23 protein-coding genes and 1 pseudogene are annotated in these 23,672 nt (G+C 65.0%); 8 read left to right on the top strand and 16 right to left on the bottom strand.

The annotated features are described in order from the left end of the window. Positions 1-127 precede the first annotated feature (127 nt). Complete coding sequence (locus tag LWC34_RS33285; protein ID WP_233729241.1) at positions 128-1,114, top strand: autotransporter outer membrane beta-barrel domain-containing protein; 987 nt, start codon at positions 128-130, stop codon at positions 1,112-1,114. Between the two features lie 260 nt (positions 1,115-1,374). Continuing rightward, positions 1,375-1,659: a hypothetical protein gene (locus LWC34_RS33280; RefSeq protein ID WP_233729240.1), complete on the top strand. Its 285-nt coding sequence runs from the start codon at positions 1,375-1,377 to the stop codon at positions 1,657-1,659. 55 nt (positions 1,660-1,714) lie between these two features. On the opposite strand, the gene LWC34_RS33275 is transcribed toward LWC34_RS33280, so the two are convergent. The 6 genes from LWC34_RS33275 to LWC34_RS33250 all read right to left on the bottom strand — a co-directional run bounded on the left by LWC34_RS33275 (position 1,715) and on the right by LWC34_RS33250 (position 7,717). Continuing rightward, entirely contained in the window at positions 1,715-3,103 is a 1,389-nt protein-coding gene (locus LWC34_RS33275; protein ID WP_308200211.1) for a transglycosylase domain-containing protein, read from the bottom strand. Between the two features lie 30 nt (positions 3,104-3,133). Further along, positions 3,134-3,964: a transposase family protein gene (locus tag LWC34_RS33270; RefSeq protein ID WP_233728168.1), complete on the bottom strand. Its 831-nt coding sequence runs from the start codon at positions 3,962-3,964 to the stop codon at positions 3,134-3,136. Between the two features lie 184 nt (positions 3,965-4,148). Then, a complete protein-coding gene (locus LWC34_RS33265) occupies positions 4,149-4,979 on the bottom strand; it encodes a transposase family protein (protein ID WP_233728168.1) in 831 nt (276 codons plus the stop codon). A 160-nt stretch (positions 4,980-5,139) separates the two neighbouring features. Then, positions 5,140-5,628 (bottom strand): biosynthetic peptidoglycan transglycosylase, encoded by a 489-nt coding sequence (locus tag LWC34_RS33260; protein WP_233729239.1) that lies wholly within the window; start codon positions 5,626-5,628, stop codon positions 5,140-5,142. A 75-nt stretch (positions 5,629-5,703) separates the two neighbouring features. Continuing rightward, positions 5,704-7,095: a mycothione reductase gene (locus LWC34_RS33255; protein WP_233729238.1), complete on the bottom strand. Its 1,392-nt coding sequence runs from the start codon at positions 7,093-7,095 to the stop codon at positions 5,704-5,706. Positions 7,096-7,189: 94 nt separating this feature from the next. Further along, positions 7,190-7,717, bottom strand: coding sequence for a YbhB/YbcL family Raf kinase inhibitor-like protein (locus LWC34_RS33250; protein WP_233729237.1), 528 nt, complete (start codon positions 7,715-7,717; stop codon positions 7,190-7,192). 141 nt (positions 7,718-7,858) lie between these two features. Here LWC34_RS33250 and LWC34_RS33245 point away from each other — a divergent pair, with 141 nt between their 5' ends. Continuing rightward, complete coding sequence (locus LWC34_RS33245; protein WP_233729236.1) at positions 7,859-8,929, top strand: M48 family metallopeptidase; 1,071 nt, start codon at positions 7,859-7,861, stop codon at positions 8,927-8,929. 29 nt (positions 8,930-8,958) lie between these two features. On the opposite strand, the gene LWC34_RS33240 is transcribed toward LWC34_RS33245, so the two are convergent. The 3 genes and pseudogenes from LWC34_RS33240 to LWC34_RS33230 form a co-directional block, all read right to left on the bottom strand. Continuing rightward, the gene (locus LWC34_RS33240) at positions 8,959-9,609 is read right to left on the bottom strand and encodes an IS630 family transposase (protein WP_235729343.1); all 651 of its coding nucleotides are present in this window, start codon (positions 9,607-9,609) and stop codon (positions 8,959-8,961) included. Then, positions 9,549-9,941, bottom strand: a pseudogene (locus tag LWC34_RS33235) (winged helix-turn-helix domain-containing protein); the annotation flags it as partial. The gene LWC34_RS33240 and the pseudogene LWC34_RS33235, both read right to left, overlap by 61 nt. A gap of 165 nt (positions 9,942-10,106) precedes the next feature. Further along, positions 10,107-10,925 (bottom strand): M15 family metallopeptidase, encoded by an 819-nt coding sequence (locus LWC34_RS33230; protein WP_233729235.1) that lies wholly within the window; start codon positions 10,923-10,925, stop codon positions 10,107-10,109. 116 nt (positions 10,926-11,041) lie between these two features. On the opposite strand from LWC34_RS33230, the gene LWC34_RS33225 reads away from it, so the two are divergent. Both LWC34_RS33225 and LWC34_RS33220 read left to right on the top strand, forming a co-directional pair. Continuing rightward, positions 11,042-11,830: a S1 family peptidase gene (locus LWC34_RS33225; protein WP_233729234.1), complete on the top strand. Its 789-nt coding sequence runs from the start codon at positions 11,042-11,044 to the stop codon at positions 11,828-11,830. A gap of 12 nt (positions 11,831-11,842) precedes the next feature. After that, positions 11,843-12,340, top strand: coding sequence for a tetratricopeptide repeat protein (locus LWC34_RS33220; protein WP_233729233.1), 498 nt, complete (start codon positions 11,843-11,845; stop codon positions 12,338-12,340). Here the strand turns inward: LWC34_RS33220 and LWC34_RS33215 are convergent. Next, positions 12,331-13,497 carry an 8-amino-7-oxononanoate synthase gene (locus LWC34_RS33215; protein WP_233729232.1) on the bottom strand — a complete coding sequence of 389 codons (1,167 nt, stop codon included), beginning with the start codon at positions 13,495-13,497 and terminating at the stop codon, positions 12,331-12,333. The two genes, LWC34_RS33220 and LWC34_RS33215, sit on opposite strands and share 10 nt — an antisense overlap. Positions 13,498-13,569: 72 nt before the next feature. On the opposite strand from LWC34_RS33215, the gene LWC34_RS33210 reads away from it, so the two are divergent. Further along, complete coding sequence (locus LWC34_RS33210) at positions 13,570-14,664, top strand: cobalt-precorrin-4/precorrin-4 C(11)-methyltransferase (RefSeq protein ID WP_233729231.1); 1,095 nt, start codon at positions 13,570-13,572, stop codon at positions 14,662-14,664. Positions 14,665-14,666: 2 nt separating this feature from the next. Then, entirely contained in the window at positions 14,667-15,383 is a 717-nt protein-coding gene (locus tag LWC34_RS33205; RefSeq protein WP_233729230.1) for a PIG-L deacetylase family protein, read from the top strand. A 54-nt stretch (positions 15,384-15,437) separates the two neighbouring features. On the opposite strand, the gene LWC34_RS33200 is transcribed toward LWC34_RS33205, so the two are convergent. From LWC34_RS33200 to LWC34_RS33175, 6 genes are all read right to left on the bottom strand, one after another. Continuing rightward, entirely contained in the window at positions 15,438-16,595 is a 1,158-nt protein-coding gene (locus tag LWC34_RS33200; RefSeq protein WP_233729229.1) for an alkaline phosphatase PhoX, read from the bottom strand. 165 nt (positions 16,596-16,760) lie between these two features. Next, positions 16,761-17,651: an ABC transporter permease gene (locus LWC34_RS33195; RefSeq protein ID WP_233729228.1), complete on the bottom strand. Its 891-nt coding sequence runs from the start codon at positions 17,649-17,651 to the stop codon at positions 16,761-16,763. Then, positions 17,648-18,475: an ABC transporter permease gene (locus LWC34_RS33190; protein WP_233729227.1), complete on the bottom strand. Its 828-nt coding sequence runs from the start codon at positions 18,473-18,475 to the stop codon at positions 17,648-17,650. The genes LWC34_RS33195 and LWC34_RS33190 overlap by 4 nt, the downstream gene beginning before the upstream one ends. Further along, positions 18,472-19,956, bottom strand: coding sequence for a sugar ABC transporter ATP-binding protein (locus LWC34_RS33185; protein ID WP_233729226.1), 1,485 nt, complete (start codon positions 19,954-19,956; stop codon positions 18,472-18,474). The genes LWC34_RS33190 and LWC34_RS33185 overlap by 4 nt, the downstream gene beginning before the upstream one ends. Before the next feature lie 171 nt (positions 19,957-20,127). Continuing rightward, the gene (locus tag LWC34_RS33180; RefSeq protein WP_233729225.1) at positions 20,128-20,892 is read right to left on the bottom strand and encodes a DeoR/GlpR family DNA-binding transcription regulator; all 765 of its coding nucleotides are present in this window, start codon (positions 20,890-20,892) and stop codon (positions 20,128-20,130) included. Between the two features lie 46 nt (positions 20,893-20,938). After that, complete coding sequence (locus tag LWC34_RS33175; protein WP_233729224.1) at positions 20,939-21,853, bottom strand: alpha/beta hydrolase; 915 nt, start codon at positions 21,851-21,853, stop codon at positions 20,939-20,941. A gap of 84 nt (positions 21,854-21,937) precedes the next feature. Between LWC34_RS33175 and cobA the strand changes: the two genes are divergently transcribed. Further along, a complete protein-coding gene (cobA, locus tag LWC34_RS33170; protein WP_233729223.1) occupies positions 21,938-23,152 on the top strand; it encodes a uroporphyrinogen-III C-methyltransferase in 1,215 nt (404 codons plus the stop codon). The last annotated feature ends 520 nt before the right edge of the window (positions 23,153-23,672 follow it).

Genomic DNA, 23,672 nt, shown 5'->3' with positions numbered 1-23,672 from the left:
TTTTCGTGAATGCACCCGGCTGGCCGGCGAATCCACCCGACCGTGCGGCTGAATCGGCACTACGGTCAAGTGGGGCGCTTGGTGGTGGCAGAGCGCCACTCGGGAAAACGAGAACGAGGAGCATTCGGTGATCTTCAATCGATGGGCGGCGCTGGCTGTTCTGATTGGCGCATTGGCACTGCCTGGGTTGATAGGCACGGCGTATGCGGCGGACAAGCCGGGCAACAACCAGGCGTCGGTCAGCAACAACGGCAATGCCAACCACACAACGATCTCCAACCTGCTCGCCAGCGCCAACTGGATCAAGGTCGTCAACAACAACGCCGATCACAACAGCACATCGGTGGAGAACGAACACTCGAACGGCAATGGGACATGGGTGGGCAACCACCACGCGGACCACAATGACACCGCGGTCAGCAATGATCATTCCAACGCCAACTCCAGTAGCGTCACCAATACGAACGCAAACCACAATGACTCGGCCGTGTCCAATCACCACGCCGACCACAATGCGGTGAGCGTCAGCAACACGCATGCGAACGGCAACGACTCGACGGTGTCCAACAACCACGCCGACGACAACGGCGTGAATGTCACGAACACCGCGGCCAACGGCAACGACACCGCCGTGTCCAACGACGACGCCGACGACAACGCTGTGAACGTCACCAACGCGCACGCCAATGGCAACGACACGGCTGTGTCCAACGATGACTCGGACCACAACGGCGTCGCGGTGACGAACAACCACGCGGACCACAACAACACCGCCGTGTCCAATGACGACTCAAACCATAACGCCGTGGTCGTCGGCAACACCGGCGGCGATCACAACAACACCGCCGTGAGCAACGACGACTCCGATCACACCACGTCGGTCGTGAGCAACGTCGCGAGCAACAGCAACAACACCTCTATCAGCAACAATGACGCCGTCGGATCGACGACCGTCGTGAGCAATAACTCCAGCAACAACAATGACACCGCGGTCAGCAATAGCGGTGTCAGCAACAGTACGACTGTTGTTGCTGGTAATGGCAGTCATCACAACTCCACAACAGTCGCCAACAGCGGTGACGGCAACACCGTCGTGGTAACGAACAAGGGCTGATAACGCGTAGCAGAGGGCGCGGGGGTGAGCGGGACCGGGGTGCCGGTCCCGCTCGCGTTACCCGATCCGGCGACGTTCTCGCTGGGTCGGTTTTGCATTTCCCCAGAACAGTTGTCACGATGAGTGCGCGCACTTTTCTCAGACGAGTGAACATGGCGCAGAAGTTTTGGCTTCCAGGCGCGCATCGGTAGTGTTTTTTGCGCGTCGCGGATCGTGAGTTCTCCGATCCGGCCCTCTGTTGTCGTTGTGAAAGGTTTCCCATGCCTGTGAAGAGGCGTTTTATTGTGCTTGGTGTCCTGTCGGCCGCCATGTTCAGCCCAGCGGCCACCGCGTTCGCGGATCAAGACGAGGACGTGCTCAGCGGTTTCGACGGTGACGCGCCGCTGGTACAGAACGTCAGCGTATTGCCGATGCAGATGTGCGGCAGCGGCGTCTTCGTGAGCGGCCTGACGGACGTGCCCAAGGTCGACACGGGCAACTGCACCAACGCCCCGAACGGCAACCCGTTGCAGCAGTTGATCACCAACAGCACCCTCGGCCGCTGAAAAGACCTCGTGAGTGGTTATTGGGGTTCTAACGCTAATAACCACTCACGAGGATCTACCTGGTAGTTCGTGGTGTTGGCCGGGCTGCTGGGTTGGGCGATGGCTTCTTGGGGTCGTTGTACTCGAGTTCCTTGGGCACGGGCTCCAGTGTGGGCTTCTTGGGAGCGTGGGCAGCGCGGTAGCCGTCCATCACCGCGCGCCAGATCGTCGTTGGCTCGCCTGCGGGGGTGATGTCCCTGCCCTCTTTGTTCTTGATGGCGATGATCCTGTCGGCGCCCATCCACACCGCGGTCACGATGTCGAAGTTGTAGCCGACCATCCAGGCTTTGGCGTTCGCGCCCCCGTCACCGAACGCGCGAACCCCCGGCCGGACGAACGCGCCTTGGTCCCGTTCCAGTCCGAATATGACGGTCTGCGCGATCCGCGACGGAATGGCCTGCAACGTGGGAAGCGTGGCGTTGTAGCGAGTGTTGCCGTCAATGTCCTCGACGCGGCTGACGAAGTGCGGGGTTGTCCGCATGCCGTTGGCGGCGAGGGTGGCGTACGCATGAGCCATATCAATCGTCCGAACGCTCGTGCTTCCGCCACCGACAGCGATCCGCGTATCCGGGTCCGCGCCAAACGCGGGCTTTCCACGCAGCTCGCGCGCGATCCCGAGCTGATGGGCAGCCTCAGCAACCGCGCCAACACCGACCTGGGAAGCGAGCTCGGCCGAAGCGGTGTTCGCCTGTATCCCCAAAGAAGCACGCAGGCTGCACGGCGAACACCGGACGCCAGCAGGATTCTGGAACGGGATACCGTCGATCATCCGAGGGGAAGTGCCATCCAGCGGGTGATCGGGCCGGAAACCCTGACGTAGCGCGGCAACCGCGACAAAGGTGCCGAAAGTCGTGCCGGCGTCCTGCGGCGATTGCGCGTAGTCCAAGCCGACCCCATTGCCGCCGCCGTGATAAGCCAGCACCCCACCGGACTTCGGGTCAAGTGACACCGCGGCCGCCCGCAGATAATCCGGCTGACCTGCCATGACCGACGACACCGACTGCTCAAGGCTGGTCTGCGCGGCCTGGTCGATCGTGGTGATCACGCGGTACCCACGTTGCTGCAGCGCGTCCCGTGGCAGGTCCGCCAGGTCCTCAAGCTCGGCGAGCACCTGGTTCTCGATCTGTAGCCGCGCCGAGCTCTGTGCGGCGTTGCGGGGCAGGGTTGTCGGGAACTTCAACGACGCGCGGTTGGTCAGCCAGCCGTTCTTGGTCATCTGGTCGAGCACGAAGTTCCACCGGCGCTCGGCGTTTTCCCTGTCCACGTCCGGATCCCAGTACGTCGGCCGCTGGATCACCCCGGCAAGCAGTGCCGCCTCGGACACGTCCAGCTGTTGGACGTTCTTGCCGAAGTACGCCTGCGCCGCCGCCTGTATCCCGTTCGCGCCGCGTCCGAAGTAGACAATGTTGAGATAGTGAGGTGATCTCAGCGACTTTCACGCGATCTTGCCGTGTTCGAAATGCGTGAGGACAAGGGCGGCTTTGACGATGTCGCCGATCTTGCTGGGGTTGGCGGTGAGATGCCGCAGGCTGCGCCAGCGTCCGGTGAGTAGGGCGAAACCACGTTCGCCCAGACACCGTAGGCCACGCAGCAGAGCGTTGCGTGTGCGGGTGTCCACGTCGAGGACCTGGCCATCGGCAGGCTGTTTGACCGGGGTGTGCACGCCGATGCCGGCACCGTCGTAGCCGCCATCGGCCAGCGTCGGCAGATCAAGGTGCGAGGCGGCCCAGTACAGCGCACCCAGCACATGCTCGCGCGCCACGGTCAAGTCATGGAGTGAACCGGGCTCGACATCCGAGACCCACCACGGAAAACCGTCCGGCGCGCACAGCGCTTGGATGTTGCCGCCGTGCTCGCGGGCTTTGCCGGAGTACCACAGGTCGATCGGCTCGCCTTTCACGCTCAACGTTTTCTCGCTACAGCGATCGGCGGAGAAGACCTTTCCATCGAGGATCACGTAGGCCGTGCCCTCATCCTTGGCCCGCTGCAGGGCCTCATGCAGGTCCGGCGCCTGCTCGGCGAGCACGATGACGACCTCATCCAAGTAGCGGTAGCCGGTGGCGCGGGAGATGCCGTGATCGCGAGCCAGGGCGGGGACGTCGGTGTTCTGCCGGAACCAGCGCAGGCCCAGCACCGCGTGGCGAAAGCAGGTCAACGCCCTGCTGTTCTTGCGGGTGCCGCGTCGGCGGCGTTCGGCGTGCAGCAGCCGGCTGAGGTAGAGGGCCAGTTCACGCGGGACATCGAGCATGGCACGATACGCAATCACGGGGAGCCTTCTGGTCCGGACTTGATCTTCGCAATCCAGTTCTACCAAGGGCTCCCCGCCCATCTTTCCCCGGGTCTCACCACTCCCCAGCACATCGACCAGCGCTCGTCCGAGCAGCTTCGCGGCTCAACAAACGAACCAGAATCTTGGTGAGATTACCTCAGTGAGGTGATCTCAGCGACTTTCACGCGATCTTGCCGTGTTCGAAATGCGTGAGGACAAGGGCGGCTTTGACGATGTCGCCGATCTTGCTGGGGTTGGCGGTGAGATGCCGCAGGCTGCGCCAGCGTCCGGTGAGTAGGGCGAAACCACGTTCGCCCAGACACCGTAGGCCACGCAGCAGAGCGTTGCGTGTGCGGGTGTCCACGTCGAGGACCTGGCCATCGGCAGGCTGTTTGACCGGGGTGTGCACGCCGATGCCGGCACCGTCGTAGCCGCCATCGGCCAGCGTCGGCAGATCAAGGTGCGAGGCGGCCCAGTACAGCGCACCCAGCACATGCTCGCGCGCCACGGTCAAGTCATGGAGTGAACCGGGCTCGACATCCGAGACCCACCACGGAAAACCGTCCGGCGCGCACAGCGCTTGGATGTTGCCGCCGTGCTCGCGGGCTTTGCCGGAGTACCACAGGTCGATCGGCTCGCCTTTCACGCTCAACGTTTTCTCGCTACAGCGATCGGCGGAGAAGACCTTTCCATCGAGGATCACGTAGGCCGTGCCCTCATCCTTGGCCCGCTGCAGGGCCTCATGCAGGTCCGGCGCCTGCTCGGCGAGCACGATGACGACCTCATCCAAGTAGCGGTAGCCGGTGGCGCGGGAGATGCCGTGATCGCGAGCCAGGGCGGGGACGTCGGTGTTCTGCCGGAACCAGCGCAGGCCCAGCACCGCGTGGCGAAAGCAGGTCAACGCCCTGCTGTTCTTGCGGGTGCCGCGTCGGCGGCGTTCGGCGTGCAGCAGCCGGCTGAGGTAGAGGGCCAGTTCACGCGGGACATCGAGCATGGCACGATACGCAATCACGGGGAGCCTTCTGGTCCGGACTTGATCTTCGCAATCCAGTTCTACCAAGGGCTCCCCGCCCATCTTTCCCCGGGTCTCACCACTCCCCAGCACATCGACCAGCGCTCGTCCGAGCAGCTTCGCGGCTCAACAAACGAACCAGAATCTTGGTGAGATTACCTCAGTGTGTGAACAGCTCTTTCTTGGAGTACGTGTCCGCCAGCTTCTTGGCGAGGACCAGCTCTTTCCACTTGCGCTCAAGCGAAAGCTGCTCGTTGCCGGTCGCCTTCTTGACGTACTGCTGGGTGATCGTGGACCCGCCACCCGAGTCGCCGGTCAGGTTGTTCCACACCGCGCGGGCGATCCCGGTGATGTCGAAGCCCGAGTTCTCCCAGTACGTGTTGTCCTCGGCCGAGAGCACCGCGTTCTGCACGTGCACAGGAATGTCCTGGAACCGGATGGACGACCGGTCCCCGCTCTTGGGCGAGATCCGCGCCAGCTCCGTCTTGCCGTCCGCGTAGTACAACGTGATCGTCTGGTTCTGACCAGCGGCGATCTGAGCGGGATCCGGTATCTCGTATAACGAGTAGCTGTAGCGGAACGCGATCAGTGGCGCGGCCAACGACAGGAACACCAAGACGTAGAACGTCTTGCGAATCCAGCCCCACACAGTTCAGTGACTCCCCGGCGTTGATCGACATGTTGTCGACAGGTACACGCCGGGGTACGCAGAAAGGATTAGTCCTTAATCCAGAACGAGCTTGAGCAGCGCGTTCTCCACGACCTCCGGCATGCCGGGGTGGATCCAGTACTGGCCACGGGCCATGTCGTCGGCGCGCAGGCCGAAGCTCATCGCCTGGATCAGCGGCTGGATCACGCTCGAAGCCTGCGGCCCCATGATGTGCGCGCCGATGAGTTCGCCACTGGCAGGGTCTGCCAGCAGTTTCACGAACCCGGACGTGTCCTCCATCGCCCAGCCGTATGCGATGTCCGCATACGCCTGCTCGGCCACGACATACCGCCTGCCACTGGCTTTGGCTTCCCGCTCGGTCAAACCGACCGACGCGATCTGCGGGGACGTGAACACCGCGGACGGCACGAACCTGTGATCGGCTTTCCGCAGATCCGAGGGGTGCAACAGGTTGTGCTGCACGACCCGTGCCTCGTGGTTGGCCACGTGCTTCAACTCGTAGGGCGAGCTGATGTCGCCAAGCGCGTACACACCATCCACTGTGGTCCGCTGGTACTCGTCGACCACGACGTGCCCGGACGGCGCGACCGCGATGCCGCCAGCGGTCACGTTGAGGATGTCCGAGTTCGGCGTACGCCCGACCGCCACCAGAAGCACGTCAGACTCCACAGTCTCGGCGCCAGACGGGCCTTCCAGGTGCAGTCTGATCACGTCACCATCGCGTTCCGCCCGGACAGTCTTACGATCCAGCCGGACATCCCACTTCTCACGGGCCAGTGCGGTGAACCGCGAGGAGATGTCGTCGTCCTCACTGCGCAGCAACGCACCGGAACGAGCGATGACCGTCACATCGACGCCGTAGGACGAGAACACGTGCGCGAACTCGGCCGCGATGAACCCGCTGCCAAGGATCGTCAGCTTCTTCGGCAGCTTCGCCAGCCGCATGATCGTGTCGCTGGTCTCGTAACCGACCTCGGACAGGCCCGGTACGTCCGGCGCCTTCACCCGGCCACCGGCGGCCAGCACGAACTTGGGCGCGGTGATGGTTTCCTTGCTGCCGTCCGCCAACGTGACTTCGAGCACCTTCGGCTCGGTGAACCGGCCGGTGCCTTCGAACACCGTGACGTTCGAGTTGTCCGCGTGGTTTTTGCGGTAGTCACGGCCGCCTGCCGCGATCGGATCGATCCGGCCGAAGATCCGGTCCCGGATGTCCTCCCAGCGCACACCATCCAGCGTCGAGTCGACGCCCAGCCGCGCGCTCGCCGCGGGAGCCGCCGCGAGATCAGCCGTGTGCACGAACATCTTCGTCGGGATGCAGCCGACGTTGAGGCATGTGCCGCCGAAGGTTCCCTTTTCGACGACGGCCACATTCCAGTCCTTGAACCTCGGGTCGAGGATGGAATTGCCGGAGCCGGTACCGATTATCACCAGATCGAAGGTCCGCACGCCTGCATAACAGCACACGCCGATGGCTTGTTCCCAGCGTGGGCCTCGTGAGTGGTTACGCGAGTTCTAACCCGCATAACCACTCACGAGTTTCTCAGTGCTGGTAGGTGGGTACGAGGATGGCGCGCGCCAGCGTGTGGAAAGCCAGGTTGAAGCTGACGTACGCGGCCGAGGCGCCCTCGTCGACGCCGAGCTTCTCCTGGTCCACGGCGTGCACCACGAAGTAGTAGCGGTGCACCTGGTCGCCAGCGGGCGGTGCCGCGCCGTCGAACTTGTGGTTGCCGAAGTCGTTGCGCGTGTGGAACGCGCCCTGCGGCAACGTGGCATCGCTTTCCCCCGCGCCGGTGTCCAACGAGGTCACCGAGGCCGGGATGTCGATGGCCAGCCAGTGCCAGAAGCCCGACGGGGTCGGCGCGTCCGGGTCGAAGCACGTCACCACGAAGCTCTTGGTGTCCGACGGGAAACCGGACCAGCTCAGCTGCGGTGAGGTGTTGCCGTCCTCGAACACCTGCGCGCCGGGCAGCTGCTCGCCGCCGGTCACGTCGGTCGACGACAGCGTGAACGACCGGACCGTTGGCAGCAGGTCGTAGGGGTCAGGCGTGACGGGACGCTCCAGGCTCATGCTCTACCTCCGGTAGTTGGTCTCACTGATTTCGAGAGTCAGGGACAACCCTGGTCTTTGCCGGGTATGCGGTCCAGTCGGCCCTCTTGATGTCCGTTTCCGCGTACGTTGGCGTTAACCACAGGGAGAGGGTTTACCACCGTGACTGAATCCGACGTCCAACAGTCGTCACCGCGCGTCCGATTCCCCGGAATCAGTCCACGCGCATACGAACACCCGGCCGATCGCGGTGCGATGGCCACTTTGCGCGCCGTACCTGGCGTCGCCGACGTCCTCAAGACGCTGAACGCGCTGTTCAACGAGCGCGCCGAGCGGCTGATGGCGGTGGCGTCGCACGTGCGGGTGGGCCCCTCGCAGTACCCGGTGATCGACCGGATCCGCACCGAGGCCGCCGAGATCCTCGACCTCGAGCAGGTCCCCAAGGTTTACGTCGCCCGCGACCCACGCGTGATCGCGCAGACCAGGGGGATCGACGAGCCGTTCATCGTGGTGTCGTCCGGTCTTGTCGAGCTGTTCGACACCGAGGCGCTGCGGTTCGTGATCGGTCACGAGATGGGCCATGTGCTGTCCGGGCACGCGGTGCTGCTCACGCTGCTCGACCGCCTGTTGAAGCTGCAGCGCTCGATCGCCTGGGTGCCGATGGGCGTGATCGGGCTGCGCGCGGTCATCGCGGCGCTCTACGAGTGGCAGCGCAAGGCCGAGCTGAGCTGTGACCGTGCCGGTCTGCTCGTTGGCCAGGACCCGCAAGCCTCACTGCGTGCGCACATGTACCTCGCTGGCGCGACCGACCTCTCCCAGATCGACATCCCGGCCTTCCTCGAGCAGGCCAAGGAGTACGAAGAGGTCGAGGACATCCGCGACAGCATCATCAAGCTGCTCGCGGTCGAGCAGCAGACGCATCCGTTCGCGGTCGTCCGGGCCTCGCAGTTGCAGCGCTGGGCCGCGTCCGAGGAGTACCGCACGATCCTGACCGGCGACTACAAACGCCGCGACGCGCAGGACGAGGGCAACCCGCTGAACGAGGACATCCAAGGTGCCGCGAAGTCCTACAAGGACGCGTGGGACAACTCGACCGACCCGCTGGTCAAGGTCTTCAACGACGTCGGCGGCGCGCTGTCGGGTGTCGCGGACAAGGTCTTCAGCGGCTTCCGCCGTCGCCCGTCCGACGATGACGACCAGAACAACGACAGCAACAGCGGGAGCAAGAACTAAAAGATCTTTCGGTATTTGAGTGAATTGTGTCATAGGGAAAGGCCGGTGTGGTCGAGGAAGTTGAAGCACAGTTGGTAGCTGCTGCCGACGCGTTCCAGGCCGGCCTGGGTGGCGGTGTGGGCCTCGTCGATGGTGTCCGGGCACAAGTTGGCCAGCTCGGTGGCTTTGACGTTGCCCCACACCATTTCCATCGGGTTGAGGTCGGGGGCGTAGCCGGGCAACGGTTCCACGCGCAGCCAGTGTCGTTGGGTGGCCAGCCATTCCTTCATGGCCGCGGAACGGTGGGCGGGCAGGCCGTCCCAGATCAGGGTGACTTTCTGGCGGTCAAGGTGATCGAGCAGAGCGGTGAGGAACTCGATCAGCGAGGCGGTGTTGTAGGCGCCTTCTTTGATGCCGAACACGAACACGGCCTCGCTGCGGTCGGGCCGGTAGGCCAGCGCGCCGGACATCGACAGGCGTTTCCAGGAGAACCGGTGGGTCAGCACCGGGGTCTGACCGCGTGGCGCCCAGGTGGCCCGTACTACGGGCAGCAGGGAGAATCCGGACTCGTCCTGGAAGCAGATCCAGGCCCTTCGGCGCCGGGCGCTTTTTTTATGCGTGGCCACTCCTTTTTCACCCACCTGTCGATGGCCTCCTGGTCGCGTTCGGTGGCGCGGCGGGCGGGACGCTGCCTGCTCCAGCCCAGCCGCTCGCGCAGGATCGTCCAGGTCTGGGTTTGCGAGTACCGCACCCCGGTGAGTTTCTCGATGACCTTGGCCACCCGTGCCAGTGTCCACATGTCGGTCGGGAATCCGTTCGCCTTCGGCCCCTGCGCCAGCGCGCCGGCCACCTCGGCCACCTGCTCGTCGGTCAGCTTGGGCAGCCGCCCGGCACGACCAGCCCCGGCCAATGCCTGCCGTCCGCCGGCCGACCACGCCCGGTGCCACCGTGAGGCGGTCTGCGCCGAGACTCCCAACTCCACCACCACATCGACCTGCCGCTTGCCGCGGTCAAACATCTCCGCTGCCCGCATCCGACGTTCTCGCAACGCCTCAAAATCACGGCGGGCAGCTACTTTCTTGCTGCTACGGCCTTTCCGACGCTGGCCGGTCGATCGTGACGGTTCTGGCACACCACGATTGTCCTACCAGGCAAGGCGTATCACCCGCAACGACTCACCCTATTACCGAAAGATCTTTTAGGAGCCTGTCGCCGAGAAGTGCATCAGGTCCTTGGGCGTGCGCCACGTGCCGCCCCAGGTCCAGCCGATTGCGGCGAACGCACGCTCGACGGTGTCACCGGCCCGGATCATGCCGGGCCGGACTCTCCCACGGTCCAAATACGCGGAGGCGAGCTCGGGCAGCACGAGCTCGCCTTTGCTGTACGGATTGCAGAACGGGTTGATGTCGACCGCGAGGCCGTAGGCGTGCGCTGACCAGTTGGTCTGGCCACGCGCGGGCCTGCAGACGAATGCGGTCGTGCTGTTGCCGTCGCCCGTTGGTGGCGCGGTCAGCTCAGGCGGCGCGGTCACGAGCATTTCCTCGATCGGGAACTTGGCCGCGTACAGCTTGCCGAACACGCCCGTGACCTGCTGGGCGACCTTCGTGTTCACGATCATCTCGCCGGTGTGCGGGCGGTCGTCGAATCCCCAGAACGACATCGTCAGGTACCTCAGCTCGTCCTTGGTCACCGGACAGGCAGCCTGCCAGGTGCTGCGGGCCAGCACATCGGCCGGAATAGGCGCGATGGTCGATTTGTACTTACCGTCCGCCGGTGGCGCCAGGACGTCCTTTGTCGGCAATGACCGGTTCACCAGTTCGGGCGGTGTCGGCAGGATCTGCCCGAACCCGCCAGGCGCCTTCGGCAACGGGTGTTTGCCGACTTCCCACACCGGCTTGGCGGCTGCCGTCGTTTGCGTCGTCGCGACGGGTGTTTGGGAGGTCGTGGGCGGTTCGGGCAACTGTTGCGCGGCAGGTTGCACACTGCATCCGGCCACGAACAGCAAGATCACGAACATCCTCCGCACCCGCCTAGCTAATCACGACTCAAGTCCACCCGATTCAGTGACAGCGCGTTGATCTCTTCTCACCTAACGTGGGCATGGTTCGCAAGGGGAGTCTGGAGGAGCACGCCATGAGGGACAAACTCAGAGTCGGCCGTCTGCTGGCGGTGGTGTGCCTCCTCGCCGGTCTGGTCGCGGCCGCGGTGCCCGCGTCGGCCGACGTCCGGATAGTCGGTGGCACAAGGGCGAGCACGCAGCAGTACCCGTTCGTCGTGTACCTGGCGGGGCCGGACGGCTTCCAGTTCTGCGGTGGCACGCTGGCCTCGTCGATCAAGGTCATCACGGCCGCGCACTGCGTGAAGAACCAGGTGCCCAAGGATGTCATCGTGGTCGCCGGACGGGACGACAAGAAGAACAGGTCCGAAGGCCTCGAAGTCGCCGTCAAAGGAATCTGGACCCACACGAAGTACTCCGACGCGCTCGCCGGGCACGACGTGGCGGTGTTGACCCTGGCGACGCCGATCACCGCGTACAAGGCGTTGCCGATCGCCACGTCCAACGACGACTTCGCCTACGCCGAGAACACCGACGCGACCATCCTCGGCTGGGGACGGACCTCGTCGGGCGGCTCGACCTCGCAGTACCTGCTGCAGGCGCAGGTGCCGGTCGTATCGGACGAGAGCTGCCAGAGCTCGTTCCCGAAGTACAACTCGAGCGCGATGGTCTGCGCGGGTTACCCCCAAGGAGGGATAGACGGCTGCCAGGGCGACTCCGGCGGGCCGCTGATCGCGCACGGCAGGCTGCTCGGGATCTCCTCGTGGGGTGAAGGCTGCGCGCTGCCGAACAAGCCAGGCGTGTACACCCGGGTGATGTCGTACTACACGGAGCTGATGCAGCAGATCAAAAAGCCGATGCCGTGACATCCTGCGCGGGTGAGCACCACTGAGGACTGGGAAAACCGCGTGACCGCGCTGTGGGCGGCGCTGGATTCCCACGAGGAAGCCGACTTCAGAGCGCGGATCGAAGCACTGGCGGACGAGCTGCCGAAGGACGATCCGGTCGGGCTGTTCGAGCGCGCGTGCGCGAACGACTCGACCGGGCTGCCGGACAAGGCCGAGCCGCTCTATCGGGCCGCGCTCAAGTCCGGCTTGAGCGGCTACCGGCGGCGCCGCGCCTTGATCCAGTTGGCCAGCACGCTGCGCAACCTCGGGCGTGCCGAGGAAAGCGTCGAATTGCTGACCGCGGAGCGCGGCCGTCCGGACGCGGATGAGTCAGTGGCGACGTTGGATGACGCGCTCGACGCGTTCCTCGCGCTGGCCCTTGTGGACACTGGGCGGGAAAAAGAGGCCGCTGGGCTGGCGTTGGCCGCATTGGCCAAACACCTGCCCAGGTACAACCGTTCGCTTGGTTACTACGCGACTCACCTCTGAGCGGCGCCCGGCGGGGCGCAGCGGATGATCACGTCGATGGCCTTGTCGATGTCCGATTCGGTGAGGTCCGCGCGGACGGTCAGCCGCAGGCGCGAGATCTTGTCCGGTACTGACGGCGGCCGGAAGCAGCCGACCCAGACCCCGGCTGCCCGGCACTCGTCCGCCCAGCTGAGGGCGTCCGCAGGGGACGGAGCCTGTACCGAGATCACCGCGGCGTCCGGCATGGACGCCCGGAAACCCGCTTCCCGCAAGCGCATCGCCACGGTCATCGCGTTGTCACGAACGCGTGTCGCCCGTTCGGGTTCTTCTTTGAGCACGTTCAACGCTGCCAAGGCAGCGGCCGCGCTGGCCGGCGCCAGGCCCGTGTCGAAGATGAACGTCCGCGCGGTCTCCAGCAGATGACGGATCACGCGGCGCGGCCCGAGCGTCGCACCTCCTTGTGCGCCAAGGGCTTTCGACAACGTGATGGTCGTGATCACGTTCGGTTCCTTGATCAAACCGGCTTCCGCGACCGCGCCTCGGCCACCTTCGCCGAGCACGCCGAAACCGTGCGCGTCATCGATGAGCAGTCCCGCGTTGTGCTCACGGCACGCTTCGGCGAGCGCGGGCAGCGGCGCGAGGTCTCCGTCTACTGAGAACACTGAATCGGTGACAACCAGGGCGTGCTCGGTCCGGCGCGTCGACAGCGCGTGCTTGATCGACTTCGCGTCGCCGTGGTTCATCACTGCGATGTCCGCACGTGAGAGCCGACATCCGTCGATCAACGACGCGTGGATATAGGCGTCGGTAACGATTGCCGAACCTTTTCCGGACAGTGCCGTGATCGCGCCGAGGTTCGCCGCGAAACCGGACGAGAACACCAAAGCTGCTTGTGTGCCACAGAAAGAAGCCAACGCGTGTTCGAGTTCGGTGTGCAGCTCGGTGGTCCCGGTGACCAACCGTGACCCGGTCGATCCCGCGCCCCAGCGCAACGCGGCCGCGGCCGCGGCACCGGCGACACGCTTGTCCCTGCTGAGCCCGAGGTAGTCGTTCCCGGCAAGGTCGAGCAGTGAATTGTCCGCCCTGCGAGGGCGAAGTTGCCTGGTCAGCCCGGCGCGGCGGCGGTCTTCCGCGCGCGCGTCGATCCAGTCGAAAACCTGCTCTCCCGTCGCTGTCACACGATGGAGTGTCGCATCGCGAGTGCCTGGGGCGAGCACGGGAGGTGCCGAGCGTCACGGTACGGTCGCCGAGTGAGTGCGGGAATCAGCTTTGTCGGGGCGGGTCCGGGGGCAACGGACCTGATCACGGTACGAGGCGCTCGCCGTATCGGCGAGGCCGACGTGGTGTTGTGGACACCGAGCATCATCGACGCCGGATGGGTGCGCGAGAACACGAAACCCGAGGCCGAACTGATCGATTTGGCCCGGCACAGCGACGACGAGATCGTCGAGCTGTACCGCAGGGCGGTGCGTGACAAGCTGCGCGTGGCGCGCTTGTTCGCGGGCGACCCAGCCACATGGGGCGGATTGCGGGCACAGTTGGACATCTGTGCGCGGGTTGGACTCCCAGCGGACGTCGTCGCGGGCGTGTCGCCGATGTCGGCGGCCGCGGTGTCGGCAGGTGTGTCGCTGGTCGAGGCCGACTACGCCGACTCCGTGATCATGGCGGGCCAAGAAACAGTCGGTATGCCCGATCTGGCGCAGATCAAGGAGTACGCGCAGTTCGGTACGACGATGGCCGTGCTGCTGCCCGCCGCGCGCGCCGCTGAACTCGCGGATGCGTTGCGCGCCGGTGGTTACGACGACGAAACGCCGGTTGTGGCCGCGTACAAGGTGAGCTGGCCGGACGAGACCGTCGTGCGGACAACCATTGGTGAGCTTGTCGCAACGGTGAAGCAGCACAGGCTTTGGCGTCACACACTGTTCCTGGTCGGCTGTGCCGTGCGCGCAGGCCGTGCACGCCCTGCTGCTGGGGAATCGATGCGCCGCCCGGAAAACGCGGTCCGTTGGTCGCGTACGCGCAGCCGGTCGAGCTGGCGCGCCGACACCCGGCCTGCTCCCACCCCGGCGCCGGAACCTGAAGAGCCGAAGCGCGTGACGGTTGTCGCCGAGCCCGTGCCGAAACCCGCGCCCGCCAAGGCAGCTGCGGCGAGCACGCCGACGAAATCCGTGACAGCACAGGCAAAGAAGACGCCCGCGAAGACTGCTGCCGCTGCGAAGTCGGCCGCTGCCAAGACCGGCGCCAAGCAGCCCGCGAAGTCCACTTCGGCTTCACGGACCACGACCGCGAAAACGGCGGCCAAGAAGCCAACTCGCGCGCAGCCGCAGCGCCGCCGGAGCAGCTGAGCATGACCGACTACGAGCCGATGCCCACCGACTGGGAGCGCGCGCTCGCAGTCGTAGCCCACCCGGACGACCTGGAATACGGCGCCTCCGCGGCAATCGCGCAATGGGTCGACGAAGGCAAGACGGTCGTGTACCTGCTGGCAAGCCGTGGTGAAGCCGGAATCGACGGCATACCACCGGAAGAGTGCGGCCCGCTGCGCGAAGCCGAGCAGATCGAGGCGGCCAGGGTCGTCGGTGTGTCCGAAGTGGAATTCCTTGACCACAAGGATGGCGTGATCGAGTACGGCATCCCGTTGCGCCGGGACATCGCCTCAGCGATCCGCAGGCACAAGCCAGAACTCGTGATCACCTTGAACCACGCGCCGCACTGGCCAGGCGGGCACCGTAATTCGCCGGACCACCGTAACGTCGGTGAAGCGGTGCTCGACGCCGTCGGCGACGCCGGAAACCAGTGGATCTTCACCGAGCTCGGCCTGCCGAAGTGGCAGGGCGTGCGCTGGGTGGCGATCACCGGTTCACCGAACGCCGGGCACGCGGTGAGCGTCGAGTCCGGTTTGGACCGTGGCGTGGCATCCCTTGAGGCACACCAGAAGTACCTGGAAGGCCTCGGCCCCGGCCCGATGTCCGATCCCAACGTGTTCCTGCGTGACCACGCCCGGCAGACCGGCGAACGCTTCGGCGGAAAACCAGCCGTCGCCTTCGAACTTTTCCCAGCGTAAGCCTCGTGAGTGGTTATCCGTGTTCTAACCCGGATAACCACTCACGAGGGTTTATCAGGTGCGGAAGGGGCCGGTTACCTCGTAGGTGATTCCGCCGCTGCTGCTGCCGGACGTGCCACGCTGCGAGGAGAAGTACAGGCGCTTGCCGTTCGGGGAGAACGCGGGCCCGGTGATCTCCGAGCTGCTCTGGCCGTTGATCCGCAAGAACGGCGCCACGATGGCGTTCGGCGTGATGATGCAGATTTCCATGTTGCCGCCGTCCTCAGCGACAAAGAGGTCACCACCACTCGACCGGGTGACGTTGTCCACGCCGGTCAGCGGCGGCGTTCCGCTGGTGACAAGCGAGTCGTCGTAGGTGAGGCTGATGGTGCTGTTGGCCGCGTCGTAGGCCCACACGCGGCCATCACCCTTTGTGGTGAACCAGCAAATCCCGGCGGCGTAGTAACACCCTTCGCCGCCGTTGAACCGCTTGGTCCCGGCGACCTGGCTGCGCGTGGCTGGACTGCCGTCCACGTCGGGCACCTGCTTCCACGTGACCGGCCCGCTGGTCTGCGAGTTCGTCCCGATCATGACCTCGAGCCGACCGGCCGAAAGGTCACCCCACGTGTTCGGAATGAACCGGTAGAACGCGCCATCCGGAACGTCCTCGGTCAGGTAGATGACCTTGCGATCCGGGTCCGCGGCACAGGCCTCATGCTTGAACCGGCCCATCGCCGGGCGCCGGACAGCGGCCTTCACGCCCCACGGATCCGTCTCGTAGACATAGCCGCGGTCGACTTCCTCACAGGAAAGCCACGTGTTCCAAGGAGTAGCACCACCCGCGCAGTTCACGTTGGTCGCCGACAACGTCCGGTACGCGCCAGTAATGTTGCCGTTGGCGTCGAACTTGATCGAACCAGCGCCGCCGGTGATCGCGACTTCGCTGTTCGACGTGTAGATCCAGCCCGCGCCGTCAGCGAAACACGCGCCACCGTCCGGCGCCGCGTGCCAGGTGTAGTTCGTGCCGGTCACGCGCTGACCGGTGCGAGCCACGACCCTGCTCGTGAAGTTACTCGGCAGCATGATGCCGTTCGCGTCCGCCGCCTGCAACGGCCCGTATGGGCTCGGACCAGGCTGAGCGGTTGCGGCAAAGGCGTCGGACCAAGATGCTCCGCCGAACGCGGCGGCGGCTGCTCCGACAACTCCCACTCGTAAGAAACTGCGACGTTCCACGATTTTGAACTCCGTTCGCGGTGGGTGCAGGGTCAGTTGCGATGGGTAATGAGGCTAATCATGGGTGGTGACGGCTCCGCCAACAACCGGCGAATCTGACGGGATATTGACGCGATGACCTGCCCGCCGCGGACGGGGTCGCTACGACCCTGGTAACCGGACTATTTACTCCGCCTGGGTGAACGATCCTGATCGGGTCCGGCGCAGCAGGGCCTGGGCTACGAGGATCACGATCAGCAGGCCACCGCTGATCACGGCCTGCTGGTGCGGGCGGTCGGCGAACAGGTCGCGGATCAGCCACAGCACGGCCACCCCTGCCAGCGTGCCCGCGACGGTTCCCGAGCCGCCGCACAGCATCGTGCCGCCGATGGCTACGGCGGCGATGGCCTGCAGTTCGAGGCCGACGCCGACGTTCGCGGCGCCCGTACCCGCCTGAGCAGCAGCGATGGTGCCCGCGAGACCGGCAAGCGTGCCGGACATCATGTAAACCAGGATCTTGGTTCGCGCGACGGGCACGCCCATCAGGTCGCTGGCGTCTTCCGACCCGCCGACGGCCGCCATGCGGAGACCGAAGGGCGTGCGCCGCAACAACAAGCCACAGAACAGTGCGACCGCCAAAGCCAGGGGCAGGGCGATTTGACCGAGCGTGAGGAACCCGGAGTCCTTGGGCACGACATAGGTTCGCTGTCCCTCATCGGAGATGAGCTGGCCGAAGCCACGTGTGAAAAGCAGGCCGCCGACCGTCACGATGAACGGCGCCAACTGTTTCCGCCCAATCAGCCAACCTTGGGCCGCACCGGCCAAAGCCCCGGCGGCCAACGGGATGAGCAACGCAGGCAGCACGCCCCACTGCGACGAGTAAGCCGCGAGCACGGCACCCAACGCGTAGACAGCGCCAACGGACAAGTCGATGCCCTTGGTCACGACGACCATCGTCATGCCCACAGCGACAATCGCGAGCGCCGACGCCTGGTTCACCATCGTGCTCAGGTGATCGAGGGGCGCCGGGGTGAAAACCAACAGCAGCAAGAAAATCGAGGGAGCGCCCCGCGTCATCGAACACACCTCAGCACCGCCACGATGATGATCACCGCGTGGAACATCAGGATGAGTGACGTTGGTGTGCCCAACGTCAGCAATGCCGTCGTGAGCAACTGCATCACGAGCGCGCCCGCGATGGTGCCACGCACGCGGACTTGCCCACCGGACAACGGTGTTCCGCTGACGATCACCGCGCTGATCGAGGCAAGTCCGGTGTGGATGGGATAGACATGCTGCGGCGCAGGCAAAGCACCGGCCAGGGCGGCGAACACGCCACAAAGGACGTAAGTGGTGATCAGGACCCGCGTCACCGGCAGGCCCGAATATCCAGCAGCCTTCCGGTTACCGCCGATCGCCACCAGCTGACGGCCGTACGTCGTTCGTTCCGCCAAAAACGCCACCACCACAACGAGAACCACCGCGATCAACACTGGATGCGGGATGCTTCCCTGTGGTTGACCAAGGACGTTCGCCAATCCGCGGCCGCCGACCAGGATCGCCAACGTCGCCACGATTGGTTGGACTCCGAAAACCGCAATGAGCGAACCCGACAACGCGCCCGCCATCGCCCCAGCGAGCAGCGCCAGCACAGGCGACGCGGGAAAGAGCGCGGCGCTGATGGACATCACCGCCCCGATGGACAAGTCGATGCCGCCTGTCCCAATGACCAACGCGACGCCCAGCGCCGCGATCACCACGGGGGCCACCGCGACCAGTTGCGCGTACAGCGTGTCTGGGGTCAGGAAGGTAGCGGAGATCGAGCAGTTGATGATCACGAGCACCACAAGGGCCGCGTATACGCAATAACCCCGGCTCACCCACACCTGGGTTCGCGTCATTGAGGCCCCTCGGCGATCGCCGACATCACCGCGTCCGTGGTGACCTGTTCGCCGCGTAGTTCCGCGATACGGGCGCCTTCGCGCAGCACAACGACTCGGTCCGCGCCCGCGACGAGCTCATGCACGTCGCTGGACACGAGCACGATGCCAAGCCCTTGCCCCGCCAGTTCTTCAACCAGGGCACGGACTTCGACCTTGGCGGCGACGTCGATGCCACGCGTGGGCTCGTCGAGCAGAAGCACCTTCGGGCTCATCGCGAGCCACCGGGCGAGCATGACCTTTTGCTGGTTGCCGCCGGACAGTTCACGCACCGGCTGTTCGGCGCTGGCCGCGCGGATTCGTAGCCGCCGCATGAATGTCTCGACCAATTTGTCCTGTTTGGACCGTGACACGATGCCCGCTCGCGACAGGCGGGGGAGCGCCGCGAGGACGATGTTCTCGCGGACCGACAGGCGCGGGATGAGGCCTTCGGCCTTGCGGTCTTCGGGGACCAGCACGATGCCCGCGCGGATCGCCTTGGCCGCCGAGCCGGTTTGGATCGGCTTGCCCTGCACATGGACCGTGCCTCGTTCCAGGTGACGCAGCCCGGCGAGGGCTTTGACCGTTTCACTGCGGCCTGATCCGTGCAGGCCGCCGAGGCCTACTACTTCACCTGCGTGTACGTCGATGTCAACGTTGTCAATCTCGGCGTGCTTAAAAAGCCCATGTGCCTGCAAAACCGAACTCCGCGATGTGTTGGGCACGTGGTGCGGGCGGATGTCGGCAAGATCGCGGCCGAGCATCGTGGCCAGCAGCCTGCTCGGGCCGATCTGCGACATCAGTCCGCTGTGGACGACTTGGCCGTCACGCAACACCGTGATGCGGTTGCAGATCTGGTAGAGCTCGGTGAGCTGGTGGCTGATGTAGACAACGGCGACATCGCGCTCGTGCAGCCGCCGGATGACGTCGAACAGTGTGTCGATCTCCGGTGGTTCCAAGGATGCGGTGGGTTCGTCGAGGATCACAACGCGCGAATCGGTGTCCACCGCGCGCGCGATCGCGATCATCTGCCGGATGCCGGGGGTGAACGAACGCAGCTCGCTGCGTGGGTCGATCAGCAGGCCGAACGAGTCGAGCAACCGTCCTGCGGCCGCGTGCATCTGTCGGAAGTTCACCAGCCCCAACCGGTTTCGTGGCTCCCTGCCGAGAAACAGGTTGGCGCTGACCGACATCGAGCCGACCAGGTTCGCATCCTGGTACACCGTGCTGATTCCACGCGCCAACGCGTCCCGTGGGCCGCTGAACCGGACTGGTTGTCCCTTGTGGAACACCATGCCCTTGTCCGGCTGCAACACGCCGGTGAGCACCTTGACCAAAGTGGACTTACCCGCGCCGTTCTCGCCGGCCAGTGCGTGCACCTGGCCGCGTTCCAGCAGGAAGTCGACGTCGCGCAGGACCGGTACGCCGGCGAACCGTTTCGTCACCCGTACGGCTTCGAGCAAGCCACCCTCCCTTGAGCCGATCGGTGGACACGGATCACCCGTTCGTGACGACGTGAGTCTTATTAGTTACTGCATCCAGACCAATCGTCAAGAGCTGTGGCATCACGATCGAAACTGATCGATTCAGGGCAGGAAATCGGTCATCGGGACACTGTTTTGTTTCCTATTACGCTATTGGGCAATGTGGACTGCCAACCCCAAGGACCGTAGTGCCGCAAGCTCTTCCGGGTTCGCGCCCGCGTCTGTCACGACATGACTGATGCCGCTCGCTGGCACGGTCTGGACCATCGTGTCGACGCCCACCTTGGTGTTGTCCACCAGGGCGACGACTTCGCCCGCGGTGGCCGCCAGCGCGCGGTCGATCGCGGCCACGGCGGAGTTCGGAGTGGACATACCGCGGGCCGCCGTAAGCCCGTTGCCGGACAGGAATGCACGCCGTACACGCAAGTTCGCGACACTGCTCTCGGCCGCGCTGCCGACCAAGGCGTGAATCGAGCCACGCATCAGGCCGTCAGTGACCATCACCTCGATCCCCGGCGACCTCGCAAACGCTTGCGCGGCCAGGAGCGAGTTCGTGACCACTGTTAACTCGGACAGCCGTGCCAAGCGCTTGGCCAACGCGAGCGTGGTCGTTCCGGCGCCGATGACGATCGCGTCGCCCGGCGACACGAGCTCGGCAGCCAGGTCCGCGATCGCCGCCTTCTCCTCGCTGGCAACCCCGGTTTTCTCGCTGTAGCTGGGCTCGTAGGCCGTCCGATCGTTGGCGACGGCGCCGCCGTGCCGTCGCGCCAGCATGCCCTCGGCTTCAAGTTGCCGTAGATCGCGGCGGACCGTCACCTCGCTCGTTTTGACGATGCGTGCGAGCTCACGCAGCGACACGGCTCCGTTGGACCTGACGAGCTCCAGGATGACCTGGCGGCGTTCGGCGGCGAACATGCGCCGAGATTATCTAATCGACCACTTGTGTACCGAAAGTGATCAGTTATGACGACTTTCGGGCGAGCCAGCTGTCAACTTCGGTCAGCGCTTTCGTCCGAACGGCCTCGGCGGACAGGAACAAGTCGTGTAGACCGTCTGCAATCTCCACAACCGTGACGTCACGGCCGAGTTTGGGTGCGTATTTGACCATGTCAGCGACGTCGAGGACGGTGTCAGCGGTCATCGCGGCAGGCGTCCACGCCTTGGTGCGCAGCAGGCTGCGGCTCGAGTGCAGCACGAGGACAGGCACACGGACGTCGAGCCCGGCCTGGAGCTTGGCGTGCCCGATCCGGATCGCCCGCAGCCAGCCCATCAGGACAGGGAAGGCGTTGATCGGCTTCATCTTGAGGTCGTACTCCCACTCGCCATGGTGGGCCTTGTTGATGCTCTCGCCATACACCCCGCCAAGCCCAGGACGCAGCACGAGCTTCGGCAGATAGCGGCCGAGCGCCTTGATCAGCACGGTGCCGACCGTGCGCGCGATCCACGGCTCAGCAAGCTCGAACCACGGACTGTTGAGCACGAGTGCGTCGACCGAGAGGTCCTTGCGCGCGTCCAGCCACAGCGGCGTGATCAAGCCGCCAGTCGAGTGCGCCATGACCGTGAACCGCTCGTGCCCGTCCTCACGGATCAGCTTGGCGGCTGCGTCCAGCTCCTCGTAATGAATGCCCAGGTCGAGAGCGAAGTTCGGCGTGTCGCCGTCGCGCAGTGAGCGACCGTAGTAGCGCAGGTCGACCGCGTAGAAGTCGTACCCCTGCGCGGTGAAGTGCTCGGCGACGTGCCGCTGGAAGAAGTAGTCGGCGAACCCGTGCACGTAGAGGATCGCGCCGCGCGTCTCACCCACGGCAGGCACCCGCACCAGAGTCGCGATGACGCCGCCCTTGAGCTGCAGCGTGCGTGTGTCGAAGTCGTCGCTCACCTCGGGGACATTAGCGGGTGGATGTGACGAATTCGATGGGCGTGGTGACGCGAGTCATCCAGGTGAGCAGGCATGCTGTCCGTCATGCACAACGAGCCCCATTACCTGGCCGGTCTCTCCTTGGCCGGTCGCCGGGTTGTCGTCGTCGGTGCGGGAACAGTCGCGCAACGACGCCTGCCCCGCCTAGTGTCCGCAGGCGCACAGGTGGAGGTGGTCGCCCCAGAGGCAACCCCCGCCGTCCAAGCCATGGCAGACAACGGCGAAATCACCTGGCACCAGCGGACATACCAGCACGGCGACCTCACAGGCGCCTGGTACGTGGTGAGTTGTGCATCCGACGCAGCCGTCAACGCAGCGGTCTCTGCGGAGGCTGAGGAGGCTCGTGTCTTCTGCGTCCGTGCTGACGCGGGTACCGAGGGCAGCGCCGTCACGCCAGCGGTGGGGGATCACGACGGTCTGTTGGTCGGTGTGCTCGCTGGCGGTGAGTACCGCCGCTCTGGGGCCGTACGCGATGAGCTCCTTGAGGCACTGCGCTCGGGTCGTATCGAGGCGCGTCCGTCTGCTTCGGAACTGCCGGGCGTTGCTTTGGTTGGCGGCGGCCCTGGAGATCCTGACCTGATCACCGTCCGCGGCCGCCGGTTGCTGTCCCGCGCGGATGTCGTTGTGGCAGACCGGCTTGCGCCGCGTGAGCTCTTGGACGACCTGCCGCCGAGTGTCGAGGTTGTCGACGCTGCCAAGATCCCTTACGGCCGCGCGGCAAGCCAGGACGTGATCAACCAGACGTTGATCGAGAACGCGCTGGCCGGGAAATTCGTGGTGCGTCTGAAGGGCGGCGACCCTTATGTGTTCGGCCGTGGCTTCGAAGAACTGATCGCGTGCGCGAAGGCCGGGGTTCCGGTCACGGTCGTGCCCGGCGTGACTTCGGCGTTCGCCGCCCCGGCAGCCGCAGGCGTGCCGGTCACCCATCGCGGAGTAGCGCACGAAGTCGTCGTCGTCTCCGGCCATGTCGCCCCAGGCTCCGAACTGTCCCTTGTGGACTGGTCGGCACTTGCCAGGCTGCGCGGAACAATCGTGCTGCTGATGGGGGTCGAGCGAATCGGCGAGTTCGCCGCGGCACTGCTGGCAGGCGGCCGCCCCGCGGACACGCCCGCCGCGGTGATCCAGGAGGGAACCACCCGCAACCAGCGCGTCGTCCGGTCCACATTGGACAAAGTGGCCGAAGAAGTACGCGAGGCAGGCATCCGCCCACCCGCGATCATCGTTTTCGGCCCAGTCGCAGGCTTGTCCGAACCAGGCTGACCAACGAGCGGGCAGACCTCCGCGCAGCCTCTCCCGCGCCAACAATTCCCCCAGGGGAACCCCCAATTTTCACGTTACCAGTGGGGTACGACAGTTTCGTCCGCGTACGCGAAGGCCCCTGCGACGGGCAGCCTTGACTGCAACAGCAATTCCCCAGGGGGACCCCCGATTTTTACGTTACCGCAGGGGTCTGACAGTTTCGTTCGATCCTGTCGGAGGTGCTTGGTTCGATGCTGCCGGGGTCTGCTGGTGCTTGGGTGGGCGTTGCCCGGGGACTGCTGCTTGGTTAGGCGTTGCCGAGGTCTGTTGCTGCTGCCTGTCCTGATGATCTCGCAGTGGCGAGGGAAGCCATGCGGCCGCCATGCCATCGATCTTCGACGTTGCCTCAGCAGCAGCAATGAGAAGCATGCCGGCGTGCTCTCGTCGCCGACTTCGCAGGGCTGTGGGTCTGCAGTGAGATGCTCATTGTTTGCGCCGTCTTTAGCTCCGGTGCACTCATCTGCGGGCGTTCAGGTGAAAC

The organism is Kibdelosporangium philippinense (assembly GCF_021390435.2).
GTDB lineage: Bacteria > Actinomycetota > Actinomycetes > Mycobacteriales > Pseudonocardiaceae > Kibdelosporangium > Kibdelosporangium philippinense.
Note: the sequence above shows the minus strand (reverse complement) of the source record. Positions and strands in the feature narration are given on the sequence as shown.

Excerpts from the sequence above, each read along its gene's own strand:
- LWC34_RS33250 (WP_233729237.1), bottom strand. The coding sequence starts at position 7,717 with ATGAGCCTGGAGCGTCCCGTCACGCCTGACCCCTACGACCTGCTGCCA.
- cobA (WP_233729223.1), top strand. The coding sequence starts at position 21,938 with ATGCACAACGAGCCCCATTACCTGGCCGGTCTCTCCTTGGCCGGTCGC.
- LWC34_RS33230 (WP_233729235.1), bottom strand. The coding sequence starts at position 10,925 with ATGTTCGTGATCTTGCTGTTCGTGGCCGGATGCAGTGTGCAACCTGCC.
- LWC34_RS33190 (WP_233729227.1), bottom strand. The coding sequence starts at position 18,475 with ATGACGCGAACCCAGGTGTGGGTGAGCCGGGGTTATTGCGTATACGCG.
- LWC34_RS33195 (WP_233729228.1), bottom strand. The coding sequence starts at position 17,651 with ATGACGCGGGGCGCTCCCTCGATTTTCTTGCTGCTGTTGGTTTTCACC.
- LWC34_RS33225 (WP_233729234.1), top strand. The coding sequence starts at position 11,042 with ATGAGGGACAAACTCAGAGTCGGCCGTCTGCTGGCGGTGGTGTGCCTC.
- LWC34_RS33280 (WP_233729240.1), top strand. The coding sequence starts at position 1,375 with ATGCCTGTGAAGAGGCGTTTTATTGTGCTTGGTGTCCTGTCGGCCGCC.
- LWC34_RS33180 (WP_233729225.1), bottom strand. The coding sequence starts at position 20,892 with ATGTTCGCCGCCGAACGCCGCCAGGTCATCCTGGAGCTCGTCAGGTCC.
- LWC34_RS33205 (WP_233729230.1), top strand. The coding sequence starts at position 14,667 with ATGACCGACTACGAGCCGATGCCCACCGACTGGGAGCGCGCGCTCGCA.